The organism is Halalkalibacter okhensis, assembly GCF_000787375.1.
Classification (GTDB): Bacteria; Bacillota; Bacilli; order Bacillales; family Bacillaceae_D; genus Halalkalibacter; species Halalkalibacter okhensis.
Window position 1 is genome coordinate 1 of sequence record NZ_JRJU01000026.1, and the last position, 20,274, is coordinate 20,274.

General features: G+C 37.9%; 18 protein-coding genes and 17 tRNA genes. 4 read left to right on the forward strand and 31 right to left on the reverse strand.

Annotated elements, in window-relative coordinates; translation table 11 throughout:
- Positions 1-60: 60 nt before the first annotated feature.
- The 17 genes from LQ50_RS16820 to LQ50_RS16900 all read right to left on the reverse strand — a co-directional run bounded on the left by LQ50_RS16820 (position 61) and on the right by LQ50_RS16900 (position 1,773).
- Positions 61-136 (reverse strand) — tRNA-Thr (locus LQ50_RS16820).
- Positions 137-139: 3 nt separating this feature from the next.
- Positions 140-215 (reverse strand) — tRNA-Phe (locus LQ50_RS16825).
- Between the two features lie 20 nt (positions 216-235).
- A tRNA-Asp gene (locus LQ50_RS16830) sits at positions 236-312 on the reverse strand.
- An 8-nt stretch (positions 313-320) separates the two neighbouring features.
- A tRNA-Met gene (locus LQ50_RS16835) sits at positions 321-394 on the reverse strand.
- Between the two features lie 153 nt (positions 395-547).
- Positions 548-623: transfer RNA gene (locus LQ50_RS16840), tRNA-Val, on the reverse strand.
- 8 nt (positions 624-631) lie between these two features.
- Positions 632-706, reverse strand: a tRNA-Glu gene (locus tag LQ50_RS16845).
- A gap of 3 nt (positions 707-709) precedes the next feature.
- Positions 710-784, reverse strand: a tRNA-Asn gene (locus LQ50_RS16850).
- A 6-nt stretch (positions 785-790) separates the two neighbouring features.
- Positions 791-864 (reverse strand) — tRNA-Ile (locus LQ50_RS16855).
- Positions 865-880: 16 nt separating this feature from the next.
- Positions 881-951 (reverse strand) — tRNA-Gly (locus LQ50_RS16860).
- An 86-nt stretch (positions 952-1,037) separates the two neighbouring features.
- Positions 1,038-1,114 (reverse strand) — tRNA-Pro (locus tag LQ50_RS16865).
- 16 nt (positions 1,115-1,130) lie between these two features.
- Positions 1,131-1,207: transfer RNA gene (locus tag LQ50_RS16870), tRNA-Arg, on the reverse strand.
- Between the two features lie 10 nt (positions 1,208-1,217).
- Positions 1,218-1,306, reverse strand: a tRNA-Leu gene (locus LQ50_RS16875).
- A 23-nt stretch (positions 1,307-1,329) separates the two neighbouring features.
- Positions 1,330-1,401, reverse strand: a tRNA-Gly gene (locus LQ50_RS16880).
- Positions 1,402-1,403: 2 nt separating this feature from the next.
- Positions 1,404-1,478 (reverse strand) — tRNA-Gln (locus LQ50_RS16885).
- Positions 1,479-1,502: 24 nt separating this feature from the next.
- A tRNA-Ser gene (locus LQ50_RS16890) sits at positions 1,503-1,595 on the reverse strand.
- Positions 1,596-1,610: 15 nt separating this feature from the next.
- Positions 1,611-1,684: transfer RNA gene (locus LQ50_RS16895), tRNA-Met, on the reverse strand.
- A gap of 13 nt (positions 1,685-1,697) precedes the next feature.
- Positions 1,698-1,773: transfer RNA gene (locus LQ50_RS16900), tRNA-Ala, on the reverse strand.
- Positions 1,774-2,339: 566 nt separating this feature from the next.
- Here LQ50_RS16900 and LQ50_RS16905 point away from each other — a divergent pair.
- Entirely contained in the window at positions 2,340-3,290 is a 951-nt protein-coding gene (locus tag LQ50_RS16905; RefSeq protein WP_034631553.1) for an L-lactate dehydrogenase, read from the forward strand.
- A 59-nt stretch (positions 3,291-3,349) separates the two neighbouring features.
- On the opposite strand, the gene LQ50_RS16910 is transcribed toward LQ50_RS16905, so the two are convergent.
- The 11 genes from LQ50_RS16910 to LQ50_RS16960 all read right to left on the reverse strand — a co-directional run bounded on the left by LQ50_RS16910 (position 3,350) and on the right by LQ50_RS16960 (position 14,862).
- Positions 3,350-4,819, reverse strand: coding sequence for an alanine/glycine:cation symporter family protein (locus LQ50_RS16910; RefSeq protein ID WP_152608244.1), 1,470 nt, complete (start codon positions 4,817-4,819; stop codon positions 3,350-3,352).
- A 263-nt stretch (positions 4,820-5,082) separates the two neighbouring features.
- Entirely contained in the window at positions 5,083-6,369 is a 1,287-nt protein-coding gene (locus tag LQ50_RS16915; protein WP_034631557.1) for a homocysteine synthase, read from the reverse strand.
- 243 nt (positions 6,370-6,612) lie between these two features.
- Positions 6,613-7,251 (reverse strand): sensor histidine kinase, encoded by a 639-nt coding sequence (locus LQ50_RS16920; RefSeq protein ID WP_034631559.1) that lies wholly within the window; start codon positions 7,249-7,251, stop codon positions 6,613-6,615.
- 11 nt (positions 7,252-7,262) lie between these two features.
- On the reverse strand, positions 7,263-7,913 hold the full coding sequence (locus LQ50_RS16925; RefSeq protein WP_034631561.1) for an MEDS domain-containing protein: 651 nt from the start codon (positions 7,911-7,913) through the stop codon (positions 7,263-7,265).
- 416 nt (positions 7,914-8,329) lie between these two features.
- On the reverse strand, positions 8,330-9,340 hold the full coding sequence (gene allD, locus LQ50_RS16930; protein ID WP_034631563.1) for an ureidoglycolate dehydrogenase: 1,011 nt from the start codon (positions 9,338-9,340) through the stop codon (positions 8,330-8,332).
- Positions 9,341-9,366: 26 nt separating this feature from the next.
- Positions 9,367-10,647 carry a TRAP transporter large permease gene (locus tag LQ50_RS16935; protein ID WP_034631565.1) on the reverse strand — a complete coding sequence of 427 codons (1,281 nt, stop codon included), beginning with the start codon at positions 10,645-10,647 and terminating at the stop codon, positions 9,367-9,369.
- Between the two features lie 6 nt (positions 10,648-10,653).
- A complete protein-coding gene (locus LQ50_RS16940) occupies positions 10,654-11,175 on the reverse strand; it encodes a TRAP transporter small permease (RefSeq protein ID WP_034631566.1) in 522 nt (173 codons plus the stop codon).
- Positions 11,176-11,201: 26 nt separating this feature from the next.
- Complete coding sequence (locus tag LQ50_RS16945; RefSeq protein WP_034631568.1) at positions 11,202-12,200, reverse strand: TRAP transporter substrate-binding protein; 999 nt, start codon at positions 12,198-12,200, stop codon at positions 11,202-11,204.
- Positions 12,201-12,309: 109 nt separating this feature from the next.
- Positions 12,310-12,954, reverse strand: coding sequence for a bifunctional 4-hydroxy-2-oxoglutarate aldolase/2-dehydro-3-deoxy-phosphogluconate aldolase (locus tag LQ50_RS16950; protein WP_034631570.1), 645 nt, complete (start codon positions 12,952-12,954; stop codon positions 12,310-12,312).
- 15 nt (positions 12,955-12,969) lie between these two features.
- Positions 12,970-13,917, reverse strand: a complete 948-nt coding sequence (locus LQ50_RS16955) for a sugar kinase (protein WP_034631571.1) — start codon at positions 13,915-13,917, stop codon at positions 12,970-12,972.
- Between the two features lie 174 nt (positions 13,918-14,091).
- Positions 14,092-14,862, reverse strand: a complete 771-nt coding sequence (locus LQ50_RS16960) for an IclR family transcriptional regulator (RefSeq protein ID WP_034631573.1) — start codon at positions 14,860-14,862, stop codon at positions 14,092-14,094.
- Positions 14,863-15,075: 213 nt separating this feature from the next.
- On the opposite strand from LQ50_RS16960, the gene LQ50_RS16965 reads away from it, so the two are divergent.
- Positions 15,076-15,795, forward strand: coding sequence for a lipase family protein (locus LQ50_RS16965; RefSeq protein WP_052144817.1), 720 nt, complete (start codon positions 15,076-15,078; stop codon positions 15,793-15,795).
- Between the two features lie 46 nt (positions 15,796-15,841).
- On the opposite strand, the gene LQ50_RS16970 is transcribed toward LQ50_RS16965, so the two are convergent.
- Together LQ50_RS16970 and LQ50_RS16975 are read right to left on the reverse strand one after the other, a co-directional pair.
- Positions 15,842-16,627: a class I SAM-dependent methyltransferase gene (locus LQ50_RS16970; protein ID WP_034631574.1), complete on the reverse strand. Its 786-nt coding sequence runs from the start codon at positions 16,625-16,627 to the stop codon at positions 15,842-15,844.
- A 94-nt stretch (positions 16,628-16,721) separates the two neighbouring features.
- Positions 16,722-17,294 (reverse strand): DUF2087 domain-containing protein, encoded by a 573-nt coding sequence (locus LQ50_RS16975; RefSeq protein WP_034631575.1) that lies wholly within the window; start codon positions 17,292-17,294, stop codon positions 16,722-16,724.
- 140 nt (positions 17,295-17,434) lie between these two features.
- Here LQ50_RS16975 and LQ50_RS16980 point away from each other — a divergent pair, with 140 nt between their 5' ends.
- On the forward strand, positions 17,435-18,196 hold the full coding sequence (locus LQ50_RS16980) for a YwiC-like family protein (RefSeq protein WP_052144818.1): 762 nt from the start codon (positions 17,435-17,437) through the stop codon (positions 18,194-18,196).
- 80 nt (positions 18,197-18,276) lie between these two features.
- On the opposite strand, the gene LQ50_RS16985 is transcribed toward LQ50_RS16980, so the two are convergent.
- Positions 18,277-19,371, reverse strand: coding sequence for a TIGR04053 family radical SAM/SPASM domain-containing protein (locus tag LQ50_RS16985; RefSeq protein ID WP_034631576.1), 1,095 nt, complete (start codon positions 19,369-19,371; stop codon positions 18,277-18,279).
- Positions 19,372-19,557: 186 nt separating this feature from the next.
- On the opposite strand from LQ50_RS16985, the gene ric reads away from it, so the two are divergent.
- Positions 19,558-20,268, forward strand: coding sequence for an iron-sulfur cluster repair di-iron protein (gene ric / locus LQ50_RS16990; protein WP_034631577.1), 711 nt, complete (start codon positions 19,558-19,560; stop codon positions 20,266-20,268).
- Positions 20,269-20,274: the final 6 nt, after the last annotated feature.

The following is a 20,274-nucleotide window of genomic DNA, read 5'->3' on the forward strand; positions in this document are numbered from 1 at the left end:
GCTCGTAACTGAGCTAATGGCTCTTGCTGTTTTTTCAAAGATGTAGTTCATGATGTTTGATGGTGCCGGCCAGAGGACTTGAACCCCCAACCTACTGATTACAAGTCAGTTGCTCTACCAATTGAGCTAGGCCGGCAAATGGTGGCTCAGGACGGAATCGAACCGCCGACACATGGATTTTCAGTCCATTGCTCTACCGACTGAGCTACTGAGCCATATCAAACTTCATTTAAAATGGCGGTCCGGACGGGACTCGAACCCGCGACCTCCTGCGTGACAGGCAGGCATTCTAACCAACTGAACTACCGGACCAAAGGTAATTGCGGGGGACGGATTTGAACCGCCGACCTTCGGGTTATGAGCCCGACGAGCTACCAGACTGCTCCACCCCGCGTCGTTATATAGTATTCGGATGTTGCTTTTTCAAAGAAGTTGTCTTTTCCTCTTCTAGTAACGCTTTGTGGTGGTTGCGTCAAGACATGTCGAAGCTTTCTCGACGATGTTTTGCTTCATGCTCCACCCCGCGTCGTTTTATTTAAAAAAACCATGGTGGAGGATGACGGGATCGAACCGCCGACCCCCTGCTTGTAAGGCAGGTGCTCTCCCAGCTGAGCTAATCCTCCATTTGTGTTGGTGACCCGTACGGGATTCGAACCCGTGTTACCGCCGTGAAAGGGCGGTGTCTTAACCGCTTGACCAACGGGCCTAATGGCTCCACAGGTAGGACTCGAACCTACGACCGATCGGTTAACAGCCGATAGCTCTACCACTGAGCTACTGTGGAATAAAATGGGCCTGAGTGGACTCGAACCACCGACCTCACGCTTATCAGGCGTGCGCTCTAACCAGCTGAGCTACAGGCCCACAGTCATGTAATAAGAGCGGGTGATGAGAATCGAACTCACGACATCAGCTTGGAAGGCTGAGGTTTTACCACTAAACTACACCCGCATGGATAATATTTTCTAAATCTTCTAATAGATGACGCACTTAGATGTCTCTTCCTCTTCTCGTATCTCATAGAAGCCAATGCTTTCTGGTCGGGAAGACAGGATTTGAACCTGCGACCCCCTGGTCCCAAACCAGGTGCTCTACCAAGCTGAGCCACTTCCCGTTTTCTCTAATAAGAATGGCGCGCCCTGAGAGATTCGAACTCCCGACCTTTTGATTCGTAGTCAAACACTCTATCCAGCTGAGCTAAGGGCGCTTCTTTTTTTTGGTGCCGAGGGCCGGACTTGAACCGGCACGGTAGTCACCTACCGCAGGATTTTAAGTCCTGTGTGTCTGCCAATTCCACCACCCCGGCAGGACTAAAACATTTTATGAAAGAGCGGAAGACGAGATTCGAACTCGCGACCCCCACCTTGGCAAGGTGGTGTTCTACCACTGAACTACTTCCGCATTGGCTGGGCTAGCAGGATTCGAACCTACGCATGACGGAATCAAAATCCGTTGCCTTACCGCTTGGCGATAGCCCAACAAAAATTAACATGTCCAAAGTATGGCGGAGGAAGAGGGATTCGAACCCCCGCGCGGTTTAACCCGCCTGTCGGTTTTCAAGACCGATCCCTTCAGCCGGACTTGGGTATTCCTCCATAATAAAAGATATATAGCGGCGGAGGGAATCGAACCCACGACCTCACGGGTATGAACCGTACGCTCTAGCCAGCTGAGCTACGCCGCCTCGTATTCTTTAATGGTGGAGCCTAGCGGGATCGAACCGCTGACCTCCTGCGTGCAAGGCAGGCGCTCTCCCAGCTGAGCTAAGGCCCCATAAAATAGATTCTAATTAGAATCAAAATACTTTAATCAAACTTCGACGTCTCCTACGCACAACGCAATCGACATCAGTAATGATAACACACCACTCTGTTCTGTGCAACATTTTCCAATAGTTTTTTTTTATAGAGTTAATATTATGTAGAAATGTCAGAATAAACTTCACCATAACAATCAATTCCGCGCAGGATTTTTATCAGGCTGATAGAATGCAAAAATTTCTCACTGAGATTTATTACTATACCACAATCACAACTAAAATACAAATAGAAGAACCTTTGATTATCCCCACTTCCTTAGTACTTTCTATATATGTGTTTACATATAACACTCACACCCCACTATTGCCTTCTTAAATACAAATTTCTTTTTATAAGTGTGATTAAAGTTAACAAAATCACCAATTCAAACAGAGAACAAGCAAATACACATGTGAATTATTCCACAATTATTTCACAATCTCATGTGAAATAATTCACAATTTGATGTTATACTCAAATTGTAAAGAAATTAACTTGATAAAAACAGGCTGACGTTGATTAAGCAGGAGGGGTTTCTATATGAACGGAAAAGTAAATCGAGTCGTCCTTATCGGCACAGGTGCAGTAGGTTGTAGCTATGCTTACTCTTTAATTAACCAGGGTGTTGTAGAAGAATTGGTTCTTATAGATGTAAATGAATTACGTTCAGAAGGAGAAGCAATGGACCTTAATCACGGTCTCCCATTCGCTCCAACTGCTATGAAAGTGTGGAACGGCACTTACGATGACTGCCAACAAGCAGACTTAGTTGTCATCACAGCTGGCCTAGCTCAAAAACCTGGAGAAACAAGACTAGATTTAGTTGCCAAAAACACTACAATCTTTAAACAAATAGTTGGTCATATTATGAAAAGCGGCTTTGATGGAATATTCTTAGTTGCAACGAACCCAGTTGATATTATGACTTATGTAACATGGAAGGAATCCGGATTACCTAAAGAACGTGTGATCGGTTCTGGAACTACATTAGATTCAGCTAGGTTACGTTATATGTTAGGCGACTATTTTGAAATTGACCCACGAAACATCCATGCCTATATTATCGGTGAACACGGTGATACAGAATTACCTGTATGGAGCCATACTACAATCGGAATGGATAAACTTGAATCTTATATAGAAAGAAATGACACCTATAACACTGGAGCACTAGATAAAATTTTCGAAAATGTTCGTGATGCGGCTTATCATATCATCGAAAGAAAAGGAGCAACTTATTATGGAATCGGGATGTCTTTAGTTCGAATAACGAGAGCCATTCTACAAAACGAAAATAGCGTTCTCCCAGTATCTGCTTACCTCACTGGCGAATATGAACATAACGATATTTACATCGGAGTTCCAACCATTATTAATCGTAACGGAATTCGAAACATTTTAGAAATTGAACTGAATGATAAGGAAAAAAATCAATTCAATCATTCTGTCAAAACCCTACGTGAATCTATGGCACCCCTTTTTGAAAACTAATTACAAAACCCGGCTTCTAAACAATGTAATTTAGAAGCCGGGTATCCTTTAATTCTTATCTAACTAGAAAGCTTATCTTTGTTCTTCTTTTGATCCTCTTCGTATTCATATTCCCAATAATCGGCATTTTTTATATTCAATTTTTTAGGATCGAACACAGGATCCTTTCCTGCTTTCTTCTGCTCTTCATAATCCTTTAATACTCGTAAAGCAGGCTTTGCAAGGATTAAAATAGCAATTAAATTTAACCAAACCATTAAACCTAAACCTACATCTCCAAGCGCCCATGCCAAATCTGCCTCTCTGATTGCTCCAAAAAATACCGCTAAAAGCAGAACCACTTTTAGTAAGAACATACCATACTTTTTATATTTCCCACGTATTAAATATGCTACATTGGTTTCTGCCATATAGTAATACGCCATAATCGTCGTAAAAGCAAAGAAGAATAATGCAATCGCAACAAAGGAAGCACCAAATCCAGGAAGGACAGATTCAATGGCTGCTTGTGTATAACCTGCTCCTGCTGGGATTTCACTAATATTATTGACAATGTAACCCCCATCTGGCCCTTCTACATTGTACATTCCTGTAAATAAAATCATAAATGCTGTTGCCGAACAAACTAAAAGTGTATCGATGTAAACAGAGAACGATTGAACAAGTCCTTGTTTTGCAGGGTGGGAAACTTCTGCCGCCGCAGCCGCATGCGGGCCCGTTCCTTGTCCTGCTTCATTTGAATAAATTCCACGTTTAACGCCCCAAGAAATAGCAAGACCGATAATCCCACCAAATGCAGCATCCGCGCCAAATGCACTACTAAAAATCAATCCAATCACTGCTGGTAATTCCGCAATATTAACTAGCACAATAATCAAAGAAAGCATAATGTAAGCCACAGCCATAAAAGGAACGACAAACTGTGCTACATTTGCAATCCGTTTGATACCCCCAAAAATGATAATACCAATAATAGCAATTAAAATAATACCCGTAATATAGGTGTTAACTGAAAAGGCATTTTCTACAGCAACGGCAATAGAGTTGGATTGAATACCTGGCATAAGCAGACTCATAGCTAGTAAAGTTGCAACGGCAAAGATAACAGCATACCACTTCCAGCCAATCCCTTTTTCGATATAATAAGCAGGCCCACCACGATACTGTCCATCTTGCTTTTGTTTGTACATTTGAGCAAGTGTAGATTCAATAAATGCACTAGATGCACCAATAAATGCAATCATCCACATCCAAAAAACCGCCCCCGGTCCCCCAAACGCAATCGCCGTTGCCGTACCTGCTATATTACCGGTACCGACTCGCCCAGAAAGCGCGATGGCCAAAGCCTGAAATGAAGAGATCCCGGCAGAAGAACTTTTGCCACGGAACGTTAGGCGTACCATATCTTTCACATGTCTAACTTGTAGAAACCGTGTAAAAATAGAAAATAACAAGCCAACGCCTAGACAAAAAATAATCATCGGTGTACTCCACAATACACCATTGAGCCAATTGATTAATTCACTCACATAGACTCCCCCTAACATGTCAAATTTTTTAACATTTCTTACTAATTTGAATTATAGGCGATTCATTGCTATATAACAATATAAAAAAGCGTAAAATCCAAAATATTTATTCGTCATTATTCGAGAAGTACATTTTTGGTTACGCTTACAATTAATGAACATTCGTCTATATACTCAGCTAAGTCATTCAAATGACACATAAAATGAATAGAAAAAAGCACCTCGTAAACGTTTCGAAGTGCTTTCACATCGATATTCTTATGCTAAAGCTGCTTAAGGGCTCTATCTAGGTCAGCTATAATATCTTCAATGGCTTCCGTTCCAATAGATAGACGAATCATCCCCGGTGTGACTCCAGCTGTGTATTGATCCTCTTTGGAAAGCTGTTGATGAGTCGTACTAGCCGGATGAATAATGAGAGATTTTGAATCTCCCACATTAGCTAAATGTGAAAATAACTGAACAGATTGAATGACTTTCTTTCCTTCTTCCACTCCTCCTTTTATTCCAAACGTTAAGATCGCCCCTTGTCCTTTTGGCAAATATTTCGTGGCTAATTCGTACGAAGGATGACTTTCTAAACCTGGGTAATTAACCCATTCAACAGCATTGTGCTCCTGTAGAAACCTCGCCACTTCTAGAGCATTAGAACTATGCCTTTCCATTCGCAGATGAAGCGTTTCCAAACCTTGTAATAATAAAAACGAATTAAACGGTGAAATAGTTGCGCCCATATCTCGTAACAATTGAACACGAGCCTTAATAATATAGGCAATTGGACCAACCGCTTCTGTGTAAACGACTCCATGATAACTAGGATCTGGCTCTGTTAATCCAGAGTACTTCCCACTTGAAGCCCAATCAAACTTTCCACTATCAACTATGACCCCGCCAATAGAAGTCCCATGTCCTCCGATAAATTTGGTCGCTGAGTGAACAACAATGTCAGCTCCATGCTTGATCGGCTGTAATAAATAAGGACTAGGAAACGTATTATCAACAATTAATGGTATGTGATGTCGATGAGCAATGTTAGCAATTTTCTCGATATCTAATATATCCCCTTTTGGGTTACCAATTGTCTCTGCATAGATCGCTTTGGTTTTATCACTTATCGCATCTTTGAAATTCTGCGGATCTTCTGGGTCTACAAAAATAACGTTGATTCCTAACTTCGGCAACGTATTCGCAAATAAATTATAGGTTCCTCCATATAAACTCGATGCCGATACAATTTCATCTCCTGCCTCAGCAATATTTAAAATTGAATAAGTAATAGCTGCTTGTCCAGATGCTGTAGCTAACGCTGCCGCTCCCCCCTCTAATGCAGCAATCCTTTGTTCAAACACATCGGTTGTTGGGTTCATTAATCGTGTGTAAATGTTCCCAAACTCCTTTAATGAGAATAGATTAGCAGCATGCTCTGTGTCTTTAAAGCCATAAGAAGTAGTTTGATATAAAGGAACAGCACGAGACATCGTCGTCGGATCTATTTCCTGTCCCGCATGAATAGCCAGCGTCTCTAATTTAAAAGAATCATCAACCGTCATGAACCATCACTCCTAAGAAATAATTTATACTACCTGTTATATTTTTTCCTGTTGTACAATCCAATCATAGTAACGATTGAATTGCTTGTCAATTAATCTTTTTTGAAAATTCTATCTCTTTAAATTACTCCTTTCTATTAATCTAAAAGTGATAGACTCGAGACTATACCAAAAAAAGAATCTAAACCAACCTAAAAGAAAAGCATCCACACATCAAATGCAAATGCTTTTCTAAAATTATTTTTAAAACGGAAAAGAAAGTTTTACTTCCGTCCCTTTTCCTAGCTCACTTTCAATATCTATGTTTCCTTTAAAGTGTTTCACAATTTGATACACCATAAATAACCCGATTCCTTGCCCTGCCACTTCTTGATTAATTTTTTGATACTTTTGATATAATCTATCTATGTTTTCAGGTGTCATGCCAACACCTTTATCTATAATATGTATATGTAAACATTTATCCTTAATAAAACTTTCAATTGTTACTGGATCTCCCTCATGACTATACTTAATCGCATTACTAAGTAAATTAGAGATAATTAATTTAACGCCCATTATGTTCCCATTTATTATTGTATTTGGTGGAATTTCTAGACTCGAATGAAGCTCAATATTCTGTGTTCTTGCTTTTATAGACATAACTTCTACCACTTCTTGTATCGTTGGCAAAGCTTTAATAAGTTTTGTTTTCCACAATGTATCAGTCGTTAGCATTTGTTCCGTTTGGATAATATGATGAATTTCGTGATCAATGGCAACAGAATAATCTTCAATTAAACTTAACTTTGCCTGAATATCCGGATCTGACAATTCGGATTTAAGAATAGCTGCAAATGACTTGATTACAGTAAGTGGATTACGTACTTCATGCGCCACCACATGGATAAAATCTAATTTCTGACGGTAAAAATCGAGCTCTGATTCGATTTTTTTTGAGCTGCTAGTGACGGAAAAACCGTATGATCTTTATGATTGTATAAAGAGGACTTCACTAGGTCTTGATCCGTCATTAAATAAGGATGACTTCTCATCATTTCTGTTTGGATAGAAGCTGGTACTTCTCTGCCATCATATACACAAACGGTCATATATCCAATTTCACTAACCGTTAAATCACACTCACATTCATACCGATTCATATCATCCCTATCGTAGGTCAGATCTTTCCAGGCAACCTTGCCCCATACTCGAACAGAAAGCTCCTGATCCACAAATGGCTGAACAGCTATTTTAAAACTTTCTAACGCTCTTTCAAATTTAAAATCACCATATGTTTGGTAAAATTCGATGTTATTTTTGTAATGCAAAACTTCATCAATTCCTAATTCTTCTGTTTGATGACCTAACCTTTTTAATACCTCATTATATGTATCAAAACTCTCAATGATAATCACATGTTGATTCATCGCTTTAGCAGATAGAATAAAAGAAACAAGGTTCTCCATATACCGTTCATCTGAATCATAGAAATAAAGAATATGAGAACCATCTTTTACTTGTATATTCTTAGTTAAAGAGATGGACCTAGTTTGGACCGTCATAATCTACCACCTTTCGAAGTTCGTTTTTTATTGTACAATAAATTCCAACATATGAATATTACTCTCCCCCTAACCTACAATCAAAGTCAAAGTTCGACTAAAAATGCTATATTCCAAAACTTCTTCAAACTAGTATTAATTCAGTATTTTCCAAAATCTTATAACAGACAATCGTAAAACAAGTCTTTACAATCAAGATTTAAACCCAACCGAAACAAAAAATTCAATTGCTGTAGTGGAAAACAATAAGCTTTTCTAGAGTGTCAATGCTCTCAGCACTAGTTTAGATAATAAATCTCTCATTATCTCTATGTAGTATACAGAATCCTTACACCAAAAAGCCTTCTATGAGATATCCTCATAGAAGGCGAATCATGCTAATCCGAGCACGTGTTTTCTTTTTTATAATTAGTATTTTAAGATTTTAAATAATGATATACGGATGCTGTTAACGGGATTCCATTTTTTCTGCGATCTGCTTCGTTTAATTGTTCAGGTTCACCTGGGACCATAACTCGTTCAAACCCTTCAGCTGGTTGACTTTCATGAATTTCTTGAATCATCTGGTCCATATTCGCTAAGAAACCTTCTTTTTCAGTGAAAGCAGAAATATTATAGGCACATACAAAGTGACCTAACTTTCTCTTTTTACTATAATCTCCATACATAGTTGTAATATGTGGTCCAAATGCAGATCCAGTTAACAGACCTGAGAAAATATCAATAACCATTGCAAGGCCGTACCCTTTTGGGCCTCCTACTGGTAATAAGGCTTTCACATCATGTGGATCAGTAGTTGGATTCCCGTTATCATCTACCCCCCAATTGTTTGGGATTGTCTGTCCAGCCTCTCGTGCGTGGAGTACTTTTCCAAATGCTACATTACTAGTCGCCATATCGAGAATAATAGGGTTTTTCGTTTTAGCAGGAAATCCATACGCAATAGGATTCGTTCCAAAATATGGCTTTGCTCCTCCAAAAGGCACCACAACTTTATCTGTATGCGTCATTGCCATTCCAATCATTCCTCGGTCAGCAGCCTGTTCTACAAAATAAGATAAGGCACCGCAATGACTGCTATTCACTACAGCAACCATCCCTACTCCGTTTTTATCCGCTAATTTCAACGCATAGTCCATTGCTTCTTTTGTGACTACATGACCTAAACCATCATCTCCATCAAAAATAGCTGTTGTTGGACCTGTATCCTTTACACTGAACTTAGGTGATGGGTTAATCCCGCCTTCGGTAATACGCTTGACATAATGTTCCGTACGTAATACACCATGAGAGTTCACGCCACGTAAATTCGCATGAACTAATACATCAGCTACAATACCGGCATGTTCTTCATTAATGCCTGCTTTTGTTAATTTTTTTACTACTAAACCAGTTAACTCTTCTGTCGTTACCAATACATCTTTCATTTATAATACCATCCTTTGTAATTATTTTAGTTAATAAACCATTGAAGTGGAACAGTTACTAGTTGTGGGAATAAGATTAATAGAACAAGTATCGTAATTTGAACAAGTAAAAAAGGCCAAATCCCTTTTGTAATGTCAACAATACTTATTTTACTTATACTACAACCCACATATAAAACAGTTCCAACTGGTGGTGTGATTAATCCGATACATAAATTCATAACCATCAAGATACCGAAATAGACTGGATCAATTCCTGCTTCCACTACTATTGGAAGCAATACTGGTGTGAAAATTAATATCGCAGGGGTCATATCCATAACAACTCCAACAAGCAATAAGAACACCATCAGAAGAAGAAGTAATAAAATTGGGTTTGTAGTAATGCCACTTAAGAATTCTCCTAACTCTGCAGGAACTTGAGCTACGGTTATACACCAAGCTGTAACCATTGCAGCTGCAGCTAAAAACATAACTATTCCCGTTGTTTTACTTGCATTAACGAACACAGCTGGAAGATCTTTTATCTTTAGCTCGCCTCTATATGCAGTAAAACTAATAAGTAACGCATAAACCACAGCAACTACAGCCGCTTCTGTAGGTGTGAAAATACCTCCACGTAAACCAACAATTATAATAAGAGGAAGGAATAATGCCCAAATTGCTTTGGTAAATGCCTGGATTCTCTCTTTTCTAGAAGCTTTTGGAAGTGCTTCAGCATTATCGCGCTTGGCAATAAAGTACCAAACAATCATTAACCCACCAGCGAATAAAATTCCTGGTACAATTCCTGCCATAAATAGTTGTGTAATAGAGACTCCACCTACTACCCCAAACATTATTAACGGAATACTTGGAGGGATAATTGGTGCAATGATCCCTGAAGAAGCCACTAAACCTGTTGCTCGATTAATGTTATACCCTCTAGCAGCCATCATCGGGATTAAAATTGCACCAAGTGCGGCTGTATCAGCAACTGCAGAACCCGACAAGCCCGCAAACATTACACCTGCAAGAATCGTTACATAACCTAATCCTCCTCGGATATGCCCAACTAAAGTTGATGCAAATTCTACAACTCGTTTAGAAATTCCACCCGCATTCATGATTTCACCAGCAAGGATAAAAAACGGAATGGCCATCAGTGGAAAACTATTCGCGCCTATTACAAGGTTTTGTGCAATTATTCTTGTATCAAAAATACCAAGCGCTAACAACATTGCAATTGCACTAACAATCATTGAAAATGCAACTGGAACTCCGAGAAAAAGAAAGAAAAATAATACTCCTAAAAAGATCCAAATCATGGTTGATCACCGCCCTTTTTCTGTTAACGGATCTTTGTTTTCTGCTGCCCATGACGGAAGGTCTTGTCCATAAACAACGTATCGTATCGTTTGCATTATACTCATAATTGCCATCACAACTGCGGCTAGTACTCCTGCAGAAAAGATAAACGAAAGTGGAATTCCAGTTGCAGGCCCGTAATTCGTATGGTTAATTTCCATTAAGTAATATCCTCCATGAATAACGACCACGAGTACAACTAAAACAACTAAATTTATAAAAATATATAGTACTTTCTGCGCCTTCGCTGGCAATGCACCTATAAAGATATCGACTCCTAAATGACTTTTCTCTTTATAAGCAACAATTGCTCCTAAAAAGACGACCCAAACAAACAAAAACCTAGCTAGTTCTTCCGACCAAGTTATTCCGGAATCAAATAAGTACCGTAAAACAACATTAGAAAAAACGAGGAAAACCATTGTCATCAGGAACAATGCTATAATTCCGTTTAATAACTTATTTAATCCATTTAGAACCTTTCCCATCATTCACCCCTCCACAATCACTCTTGCTATTCTGACTCATAATTCCTAATAGAATTAATGAATTCTTCTGCCCAGTCATATTGTTCAAATCTCTTCTCATAAACAGGGTCCATTGCATCTACCAATTGTTGTCTGAATTCATCAGATGGAACGATAATTTCAATTCCTTCTGATTCTAGATACTCTTTCATTTCAATTTCAGATTGTATGGCGAGCTCCCACTGATACTGTGACGCTTCTTGTGCAGCCTCGGAAACAATTTCTTGTAACTCTGGATCTAAGTTATCCCAAAAATGCAAGTTCATTAAATACACATTAGGACTAAACATGTGATACGTTTCTAATACATGGCTTTGCACCTCATACCATGCTGATTGAACAAGTGTTGCATAAGGGTTTTCTTGGCCATTTATTACCCCTTGCTCCAGTGCGGTAAATACTTCTGAGATTGATAGCGACTGAACATTAGCACCCAGTGCATCTCCTACATCTAAGAAAATCGGTACATTTGGCATCCGTAAACGAAACCCTCTAAAATCATCCATCTCATCAATAGGTCGATCACTTGAAACAACACGGAAACCATTAGCCGTCCATGTTAACGGTTCCACATTCAACTCTCTAAATGCATCACCAATTTGATCACCAATTGGCCCATTTAAAATTTCATTTGCTTGTTCATAGCTCTCGAATAAAAATGGCCATTCGACTGCACCGATCATTGGATTGGTAGATTGTAGTGCCATACCTGCAATACCCATTTCAACTGTTCCCATTCGAACACTATCTGTAAAAGCCTGTTCATCTCCTAATTGATTGTTATCATATATTTGAACGGTTAACTGTCCATTCGAGTTTTCTTCTACCATCGGTTTAAACACTTCTCTAAGGGCAATGTTCTGAGAATGATCTGATGCAAAATAATTCGCAACTTTTATAATTTGTGTATCATTCTCTGCGCCACATGCTGACAAAACCATTGTTGAAAGGATAGCGCTTACTAAAAGCGCTTTAATTTTAGTCATCTTTTCTCCCCCTTACTTTCTCCGGGTATGTTTCGTATTTTAATATACAATATTTTAACTACTCCTCAATTACTAAAACTTTAGCAATTAAGGAGGACATCCTTTTTACTTACATATTGCTTCTAGCTTTCTCCACTTCTTTAACAAAATTTGATGCAGTCTCTTCAATTTCTTTTAAATAAGCTTCCGTTAAAGGAATCCTTGTGTTAATAAGTGAACTCCCGGCTCCAGCAGCTACTGCACCGGCTTTTATATACTCACCAATATTGCTTATCTCAATTCCACCTGTTGGCATTAAAGGGATTTGTGGCAAAGGTCCTTTTAGATCTTTTAAATATTTCGGGCCAAATACATTAGCAGGAAATACCTTAATTACGTCAGCTCCATTTTCATATGCTGTAAGAATTTCAGTAGGTGTTAATGCTCCAGCAATACTTACAACACCATATCGTTTTGTTAGTTTAATAGTTTCTGGATTCACAGTCGGTGAAAAAATAAATTTAGAACCCGCCATAATTGCTGCTCTTGCCGTTTCAGGATCAAGGACTGTTCCTGCACCGACAATGACGTCATCACCTAGTTCATCAGATACTTGTTCAATCAAGGACAATACCTTTGGTGTTTCAACTGTTATTTCTAATGCCTTAACCCCCCCTCTACTTAAAGCTTTTGAGATTTCTACAATATTTTCTGGTTGTGAACCACGAATAACAGCTACTACACCACTATCTTTTATACGTCCAAGTAAATCCATGTCTTTTTCCTCCTATTATCTGCTGATATCTTCAGCTGGTGAATGAATAAATCGCTCAATTTCACTTTTTTCTGGTAAGCCTTCTACATCTCCACTAATCGTTGTAACGAGAGCTCCTACTGCATTGCCTCGTTCAACCGCTTTCTCAATCGTCAGTTCATCTATTAAACCGGATACAAATCCTGCAGCAAAACCATCACCTGCTCCGACTGGGTCAACTACTTTTTCAACTTTGAACCCTGGTACAAGCTTGTATTCATCTGAAGTAAAGTAGTAAGCCCCCTTAGCACCAACTTTTAATACAACGATCTTGGCACCATGCTCTAGGAAACGTTTTCCAAGTAAAATAGGGTCTGACTCTCCAAACAAAAATTCCCCTTCTGCAACTCCAGGGAGAATAATATCTGATTGTCCGGCAATATCTAGCAATACTTTTCTAGCTTTCTCTTCAGACCAAAGCTTCTTCCGTAAATTTGGATCAAAGACAACTGTAATTCCATTTCGCTTTGCTATCTCTATAGCTTGTAGAATCACCTGATAGCAACTATCACTAAGGGCTGGAGTAATTCCCGTTAGGTGAAGATATTTTGCTTTCTTTAAATATTCTTCATCTAACATGTCAGGACTCATAAAGCTGGCAGCCGACCCCTTTCGATAATATTGCACACGGACATCGCTTTCATTTCTAACCTCTTTAAAGTACAACCCTGTTGATGCAGAATCTATCAATTTCACTTTATCAACATGAACACCTTCGCCTCGAATAAAAGATATCATTCCTTTACCTAGTTCATCATTTCCAACTTGACTGATCCATGCTGCCTGATGTCCAAGTCTGCTTATACCTATAGCAAAATTTGATTCAGCACCACCGTACTTCCGATTGTAAGTGGTTGCATATTTCATTAACCCATTTTCAGGAGTCAATAGAACCATTGTTTCTCCAATAGTAACGATATCCACCTTTTTCTCCTCCATAACCTAATATAAGTTCCATAATACAGAACTAAGTTCCATACAAAGTATAAAAAAGTAGTTCCACTATACGGAACTTAATTCCAAAATGGTCATTTGGTTAATTACGATTATATTGAAAGCGTTTTTCAAAGTCAATAAAAGTTTAATAAATTTTTAAATTTAATTAGTCTTTCCTAAATACCCCATTTTTTGGGATATATTATGAGACGTTTCAAGAATTAGGTCTATTAGTTCAGCTTTAATTCTTTCTTTTGTGATTCGCTGATTGGGACCGGCAATACTAATCGCTGCAATTACTTTGTTATTATAATCATAAATAGGCGCAGCAACAGCAGCAATCAATTCCTCATGCTCCATTTCATCAATGGCGTATCCCTGCTCTTTTACGATTTCAAGATGTTCAAATAAGGCAGTCTCATCAGTAATCGTACTAGGTGTGAATTGCGGAAGACCTTTCTTTGAAATGATCTCTTTGACTTCTTTAATTGGTAAGTTAGCTAACATTACCTTGCCAACGCCAGTACAATGCATATTAACACGTCTTCCAACTTGAGAAAACATTCTAATTGTTCGATCACTATCAACTTTATCTATATAGATAACTTCATCATCATCCTTGATACATAGATGGACAACCTCGTTTGTTTTCTGGGCAAGTTCTACAATAGAGGCATGAGCAACTCCCCTAATATCAATGTTATTTAAAACTGAACTAGCTAATGTGACAACCTGCATACCAAGCGAATACAACTCACTTCTTTCATCCTGTTTGACAAAATTCCGATGCATTAATGTTAATAACAAACGATGAGTCGTACTTTTAGCCAAACCTAACTGACTAGACAATTCTGTTAATCTAATTCCTTCTGGATATTTTGAAAGAATTTCTAAAATTGATAGTGACCTTTCAACTGACTGTACAGTAGACAAACTTTACACCCTCTTTATGAATAAATTTCTAAGTATGATTTCTCTGGCACTTAATCATGTTACCCTAAAACGATATGAATTTCAAAATCAAAATGTAACAGTATTTTCAATTCTATAAATTCAACTAATATAAATTTTAGCAAGTCTTATGTGGGTCGTAATTGGTCATTTGTACATATGTTAAAGTATCAGCTTTATCAGGAGGACCAACATATGACTCATACTCATTCAATTAAAAAGCATCTTCCATTGTTTTTAGCAAATTGCTGTTTGCAAACATATTCTCAATACGCCAATGACGGTGAATTTTCCATTCCAAAGGGATACAAATTACTAGCAAATTTAAAAACAAATGTGATTGGAAAAAGAGAATGGTTTGGATTTATTTTAGAATCCAAAAACAGTGTCATCATAGCGTTTCGAGGAACAGACTCTGATCCAGATTGGATCGTTGATGCTGAAGTATCACAAATTCGGTTCCCCTTTATAAAAGAAACGTATTATGTTCATGAGGGCTTCTCCACTATTTATCAATCTTGTAGAGATCACATCATCGACACCTTTGATCAAATTCCTTTAAAAAAGAAAATCTACGTTACAGGACACAGCTTAGGTGCTGCCGTTGCCACATTATGTGCATTTGACCTTTCAAAACACGGCTTCAACGTTTCACTTTATAACTTTGCAAGTCCTCGAGTAGGAGATCCTGCGTTCGTAAACGAATTTGAGAAGTCTGTGCTAGAAAGTTTCCGATTCTTGAATATTTATGATATTGTCCCTTTGCTTCCTCCAGAATCCATTTATAGCCCATTATCAGATCAAATGTATCATTATCAACACATTAAAGATGCTGAAACATTTGGCATACAAACAGATACATTACGCGGAAATCACAGCATCTATACGTATATCAAAGGAGTAAAAGATTTCTAATGAACAAACAGCTAACTCTTATACGAGTTAGCTGTTTGTTATGCTTTTAGATCAAAGGTTTGATTGCTTTAATTAAAATGGATTCCCCCATAAACGACTCTACCTTATCATCTTTGATATTGATACGAAATTTATCTTGTACTTCTTTCGGTGCACCTACTATATAATCAGATAGATTCACCTGTTGCTCTTCCTCAAGTTTCATCATTTCACACCAAGTACTAAATAGAAATAACTTCTTAAACCGATAGGACTCATCGATTTCAAACCCCGTTTGTTCGAGCATTTTAATCCACTCTGATTTCTTCCAAGCACGGTGATGACTACGGTCTCGATCCTTTTCAATCTTATTATAAAACGAATCAAAATCATTATTCTCTGGAGCAACATTATCAATAAATAATAACGTGCCCTCTAATTTTATGACTCGGAATGCTTCTTTTATAAAAGCTAGGACATTTGGAAAATGATGTGCTGCAATTCTACATGTGACAACATCAAAGCATTCGTCGTCAAACGGTAACTTCTCAGCATCCCCTTGAACAAACTTAACATTTGTGTGACCATTCGACTCAATAAACTCTCTCGCTACTTTAAGAATTTCTGTGGTTAAATCAAGTGCAGTCACCTCTGTAACCAATGGTGCTACTGCATTGGCCACATGACCTCCTCCTGTCGCGATATCAAGGCAATGTTCTCCACCTTTAAAGCTAGAAATAGCTAGGAGTTTCTGTAAATCTTCTCCTTTGGCATGTGTTTTGCTCGTTACATAATTTTGTGCATTTTTACCGAACTGAGCTTGTACGTTGGCTTTCGTGTTTTCTACATTCAAGAAACCACATCCTTTTTACAATCTAGAAAAGTTCCCTCTTCATTATAGCGCATGATGTATAGAAATGGATGTTATTTCCTTTTCCTTTTTTCTTCTAAATCGGCCACATTTCTCTTGGGTTTAATTCATACTCTCCATTTTGTCTAAACATGAATTGGCACATTACAAATTCACGTCTGATCGTAGCAAAATCTTCGTGGTAATTCTTGATGTATTCATTTAAATCGCTTTCTTTATACGTCTTTCCAACTTCCAAACCTTTTAGTACATGTTCTAAAACAATGAGCTTCTTTTTACGCTGAGCAGGAATACTTTTTAACTTCCCATCTGATTGAATGAAATTTTTTAGAACTTTATACTTTTCCTCTTCCTCTACTTCAAAGAATTTCATTCCCTCTTCACTCCCTATTCGAATAATTGCTTGAGCCATCACGGCAAGTTTCTTATCATTCAAATAAAAATAAATCGTGTTCTTTTCACGTCTCTGATAAATAATGTCAATTTCACGAAGTTTAGCAATGTGATGAGAAATCGTTGGTGCCGTTAAACCTAACTTCCCAGCAATAGCCTGCCCGTGCAACGGACCATCCTTTAATAATGAAACAATTCGAATTCTCGTTTTGTCTCCAATTGTTTTATGAAAATTAACCAGACGACTTAATTGCATTCATACCCCTCCTGTTATACCTATCTAATTAGATTATAATCTAATTAGATGGGTATAACAATACCTTCTGTGATGGTTTTAACAGTTTATTTTTTCAACTATTGCTATAGTTAACTCAACTATTTCAAAGGAGAGCTACTATGATTACGAATTCTATAAATAAAGCCTATGTAAATAAAAAGAAAGCTAGATTGGTATTGCCCAAAGAACATGGCACGTGGATGATGTTTTTCTTACCTTATATCCTAGGAGTAACTCTTTCTGGGCCTTCGCTATTACACATTCCCCTTCTCATTGGTTGGCTCTTTCTTTTTTTAGCATCTACACCGCTATTAAACCTCATTCGAAACAACAAAGTAAAAGCAGAAATGATGCCATGGCTTATTAAATATTTAATCTTGGCTGTTATTTTTTTACTACCAGTCATTTGGCTCACTCCGGTTCTATTGTTAGTTGGAGCCTTTCTAATTCCATTACTTATTATTAACATTTATTTTATAAGAGTTAGAAACGAACGAAGCCTCTGGAACAATTTGAGTGGAATTATTACGTTTACACTAGGTGGGGTCGCTGCTGTATTACTAGGAGAAGGAAATGTAAGTAATGCTTTGTTCTTACTTGTATTAATCACGCTATACTTTATGGGAAGTGCTTTTTATGTCAAGTCACTCATACGCGAAAGGAAAAATCATAGCTTTAAAAGATTCTCTAACATCTATCATGCGTTATTGTTACTCATTCCATTTTTACTGGGTGTTCCCATGTTATTCTTTGTGTTTTTACCAGGAGTCCTTAAAGACTGGCTTACCTCACGAAAACAGCAAATGAGACCTATGCAAATAGGAATCATCGAAATAATAAATGGAGTTTGCTTTTTTATTGTTACGATTATCGTTATGTAATACTTGAGGCTTAGTCAGTCCAATCCCTAAAATTTATGAAGGCACTGAAAAAGGGGAAACCGCCCTTTTTCAGTGCCTATTTACAATTGCATTTGGGTTTCTTTTTTCTTTCTTGCTTGTTTTGGAATGTAGATACAATATGGTTCCTCTTGCAAGTAGTCACCAGTAACAGCATAGGCTCTAGCTCTTGAACCACCGCAAAGTTGACGGTACTCACATATTCCACACTTCCCTTTGAATTGATCAGGATCACGTAATTGCTTAAATACTGGGTTTTCTCTATAGATGGTTGACAACAACTCATTCCGTATATTCCCACAATGAATCGGGAGGAATCCACTTGGAAAGACATCACCTATATGAGAAATAAAAACAAATCCATTCCCATCATTGACCCCTTTTGGAGCCCTCCCTAAAATATCTTTTCTTTTTGTTCTTACTCGATCACTTTTTGCTTTTAATAACTCTCGTTGCATAAGCACTCTCCTAAAGTGAGGCGCTTCTGTTGTTTTAATATCATAGGTTGATGTCTCTTTTAGTTCAGCAAGCCAATGTAACACTTCTTCATGCTTCTCTTTTGAAATTGGTTCCATAGTAGAAGCTCGTCCTGTCGGAACAAGAAAAAACACACTCCAAAGCACCGTTCCTAATTGTTCCATTAATTCAGCCATATCTTTAAGTTCCTCTACGTTATAATGAGAAACAACCGTATTAATTTGAATAGGCATGTTTAGATCTTGCAAATGACGTATGGCTTTCATCGTTAAATCAAACGAGCCTTTTGTTCCTCTAAAGTGATCATGAATCTCTCTGTTCGGTCCATCTAAACTAAATGCCCAACGTGATAGTCCAGCAGATTTTGCTTTTTCCATAGCCTTTTTCGTTACTCTAGGTGTTGCACTTGGTGTCATGGAAACACGAACACCCTTTTTCACAGCATAGTCAATTAAATCATATAAATCTTCTCTCATTAAAGGATCTCCACCAGTCAAAACAAGCAAGGGATTTCCCATCTCATAGATTTGATCGATTAAATTCTTCCCCTCAAAAAAAGAGAGTTCTCTTGGATCGCGGAGATGTTGTGCTTCCGCCCGGCAATGTAAACATTTTAATGCACACGCTCTCGTCACTTCCCAAATCACGATAAATGGATTTTCGTTATAATCAAAACTCACATCATCTTCCTCCAATCAATGTACGTTTCCCTTAGATTAACAGAAGATTTACTGTTTGAAGGTGACTGAAATCACACAAAAAAGAATGTTCATCAGTTAGTCATTTATTATGTGACAGCTATCAACAAACCATAATGAAAAAGGAGTTAATATCAGTAGTGTAAGACAAACAAGGAGGGATCCATTATGAACGCATCATTTACAAGAGAAACAAAGACAGGAGACATTGTTACACAGTTTCCTAAAGCTAGTCAGCTATTTAAAGAATACAAAATTGACTTTTGCTGCGGTGGCAACCGTCCCATTTCAGAAGCAATTAATGAACAAGATCTAAATGAAGAAGAAGTATTATCCAGATTGAATACATTATACTCTGATACGATTAACCAACAAGACAAACTCAATAACTGGGAGGTAGCTCCGTATTCCCAGCTCATTGACTATATTCTCACTATTCATCACACATACTTGTACAACCTTTTACCGGAGTTATCTACATTTGTAACCAAAGTCTACCGAGTTCATGGAAAGACTCATCCTGAATTGGAACAAGTGTATCAACTTTTTCACACACTGAAACTGGAGCTTGAACACCATTTAATTCAAGAGGAGGAGAAGATCTTCCCTAAAATCAAAGAGTATGAAAAATCACACTCACTTTCTTACCTAAAAGAAGTATTGAAAACAATTGATACATTAGAAATGGAGCATGAAACAACTGGTACAATTCTAAAAAAAATACGAGAAGTAACAAATGATTACAAATTACCGGAAGGAGCATGCAATACTTATACACTTACCTATCTTAAATTCGAAGAGCTCGAATCCGATTTATTTGAACACATCCACCTTGAAAACAACATTTTGTTCCAAAGGTTAGCAAAGGAAAAGGTATAGAAACTT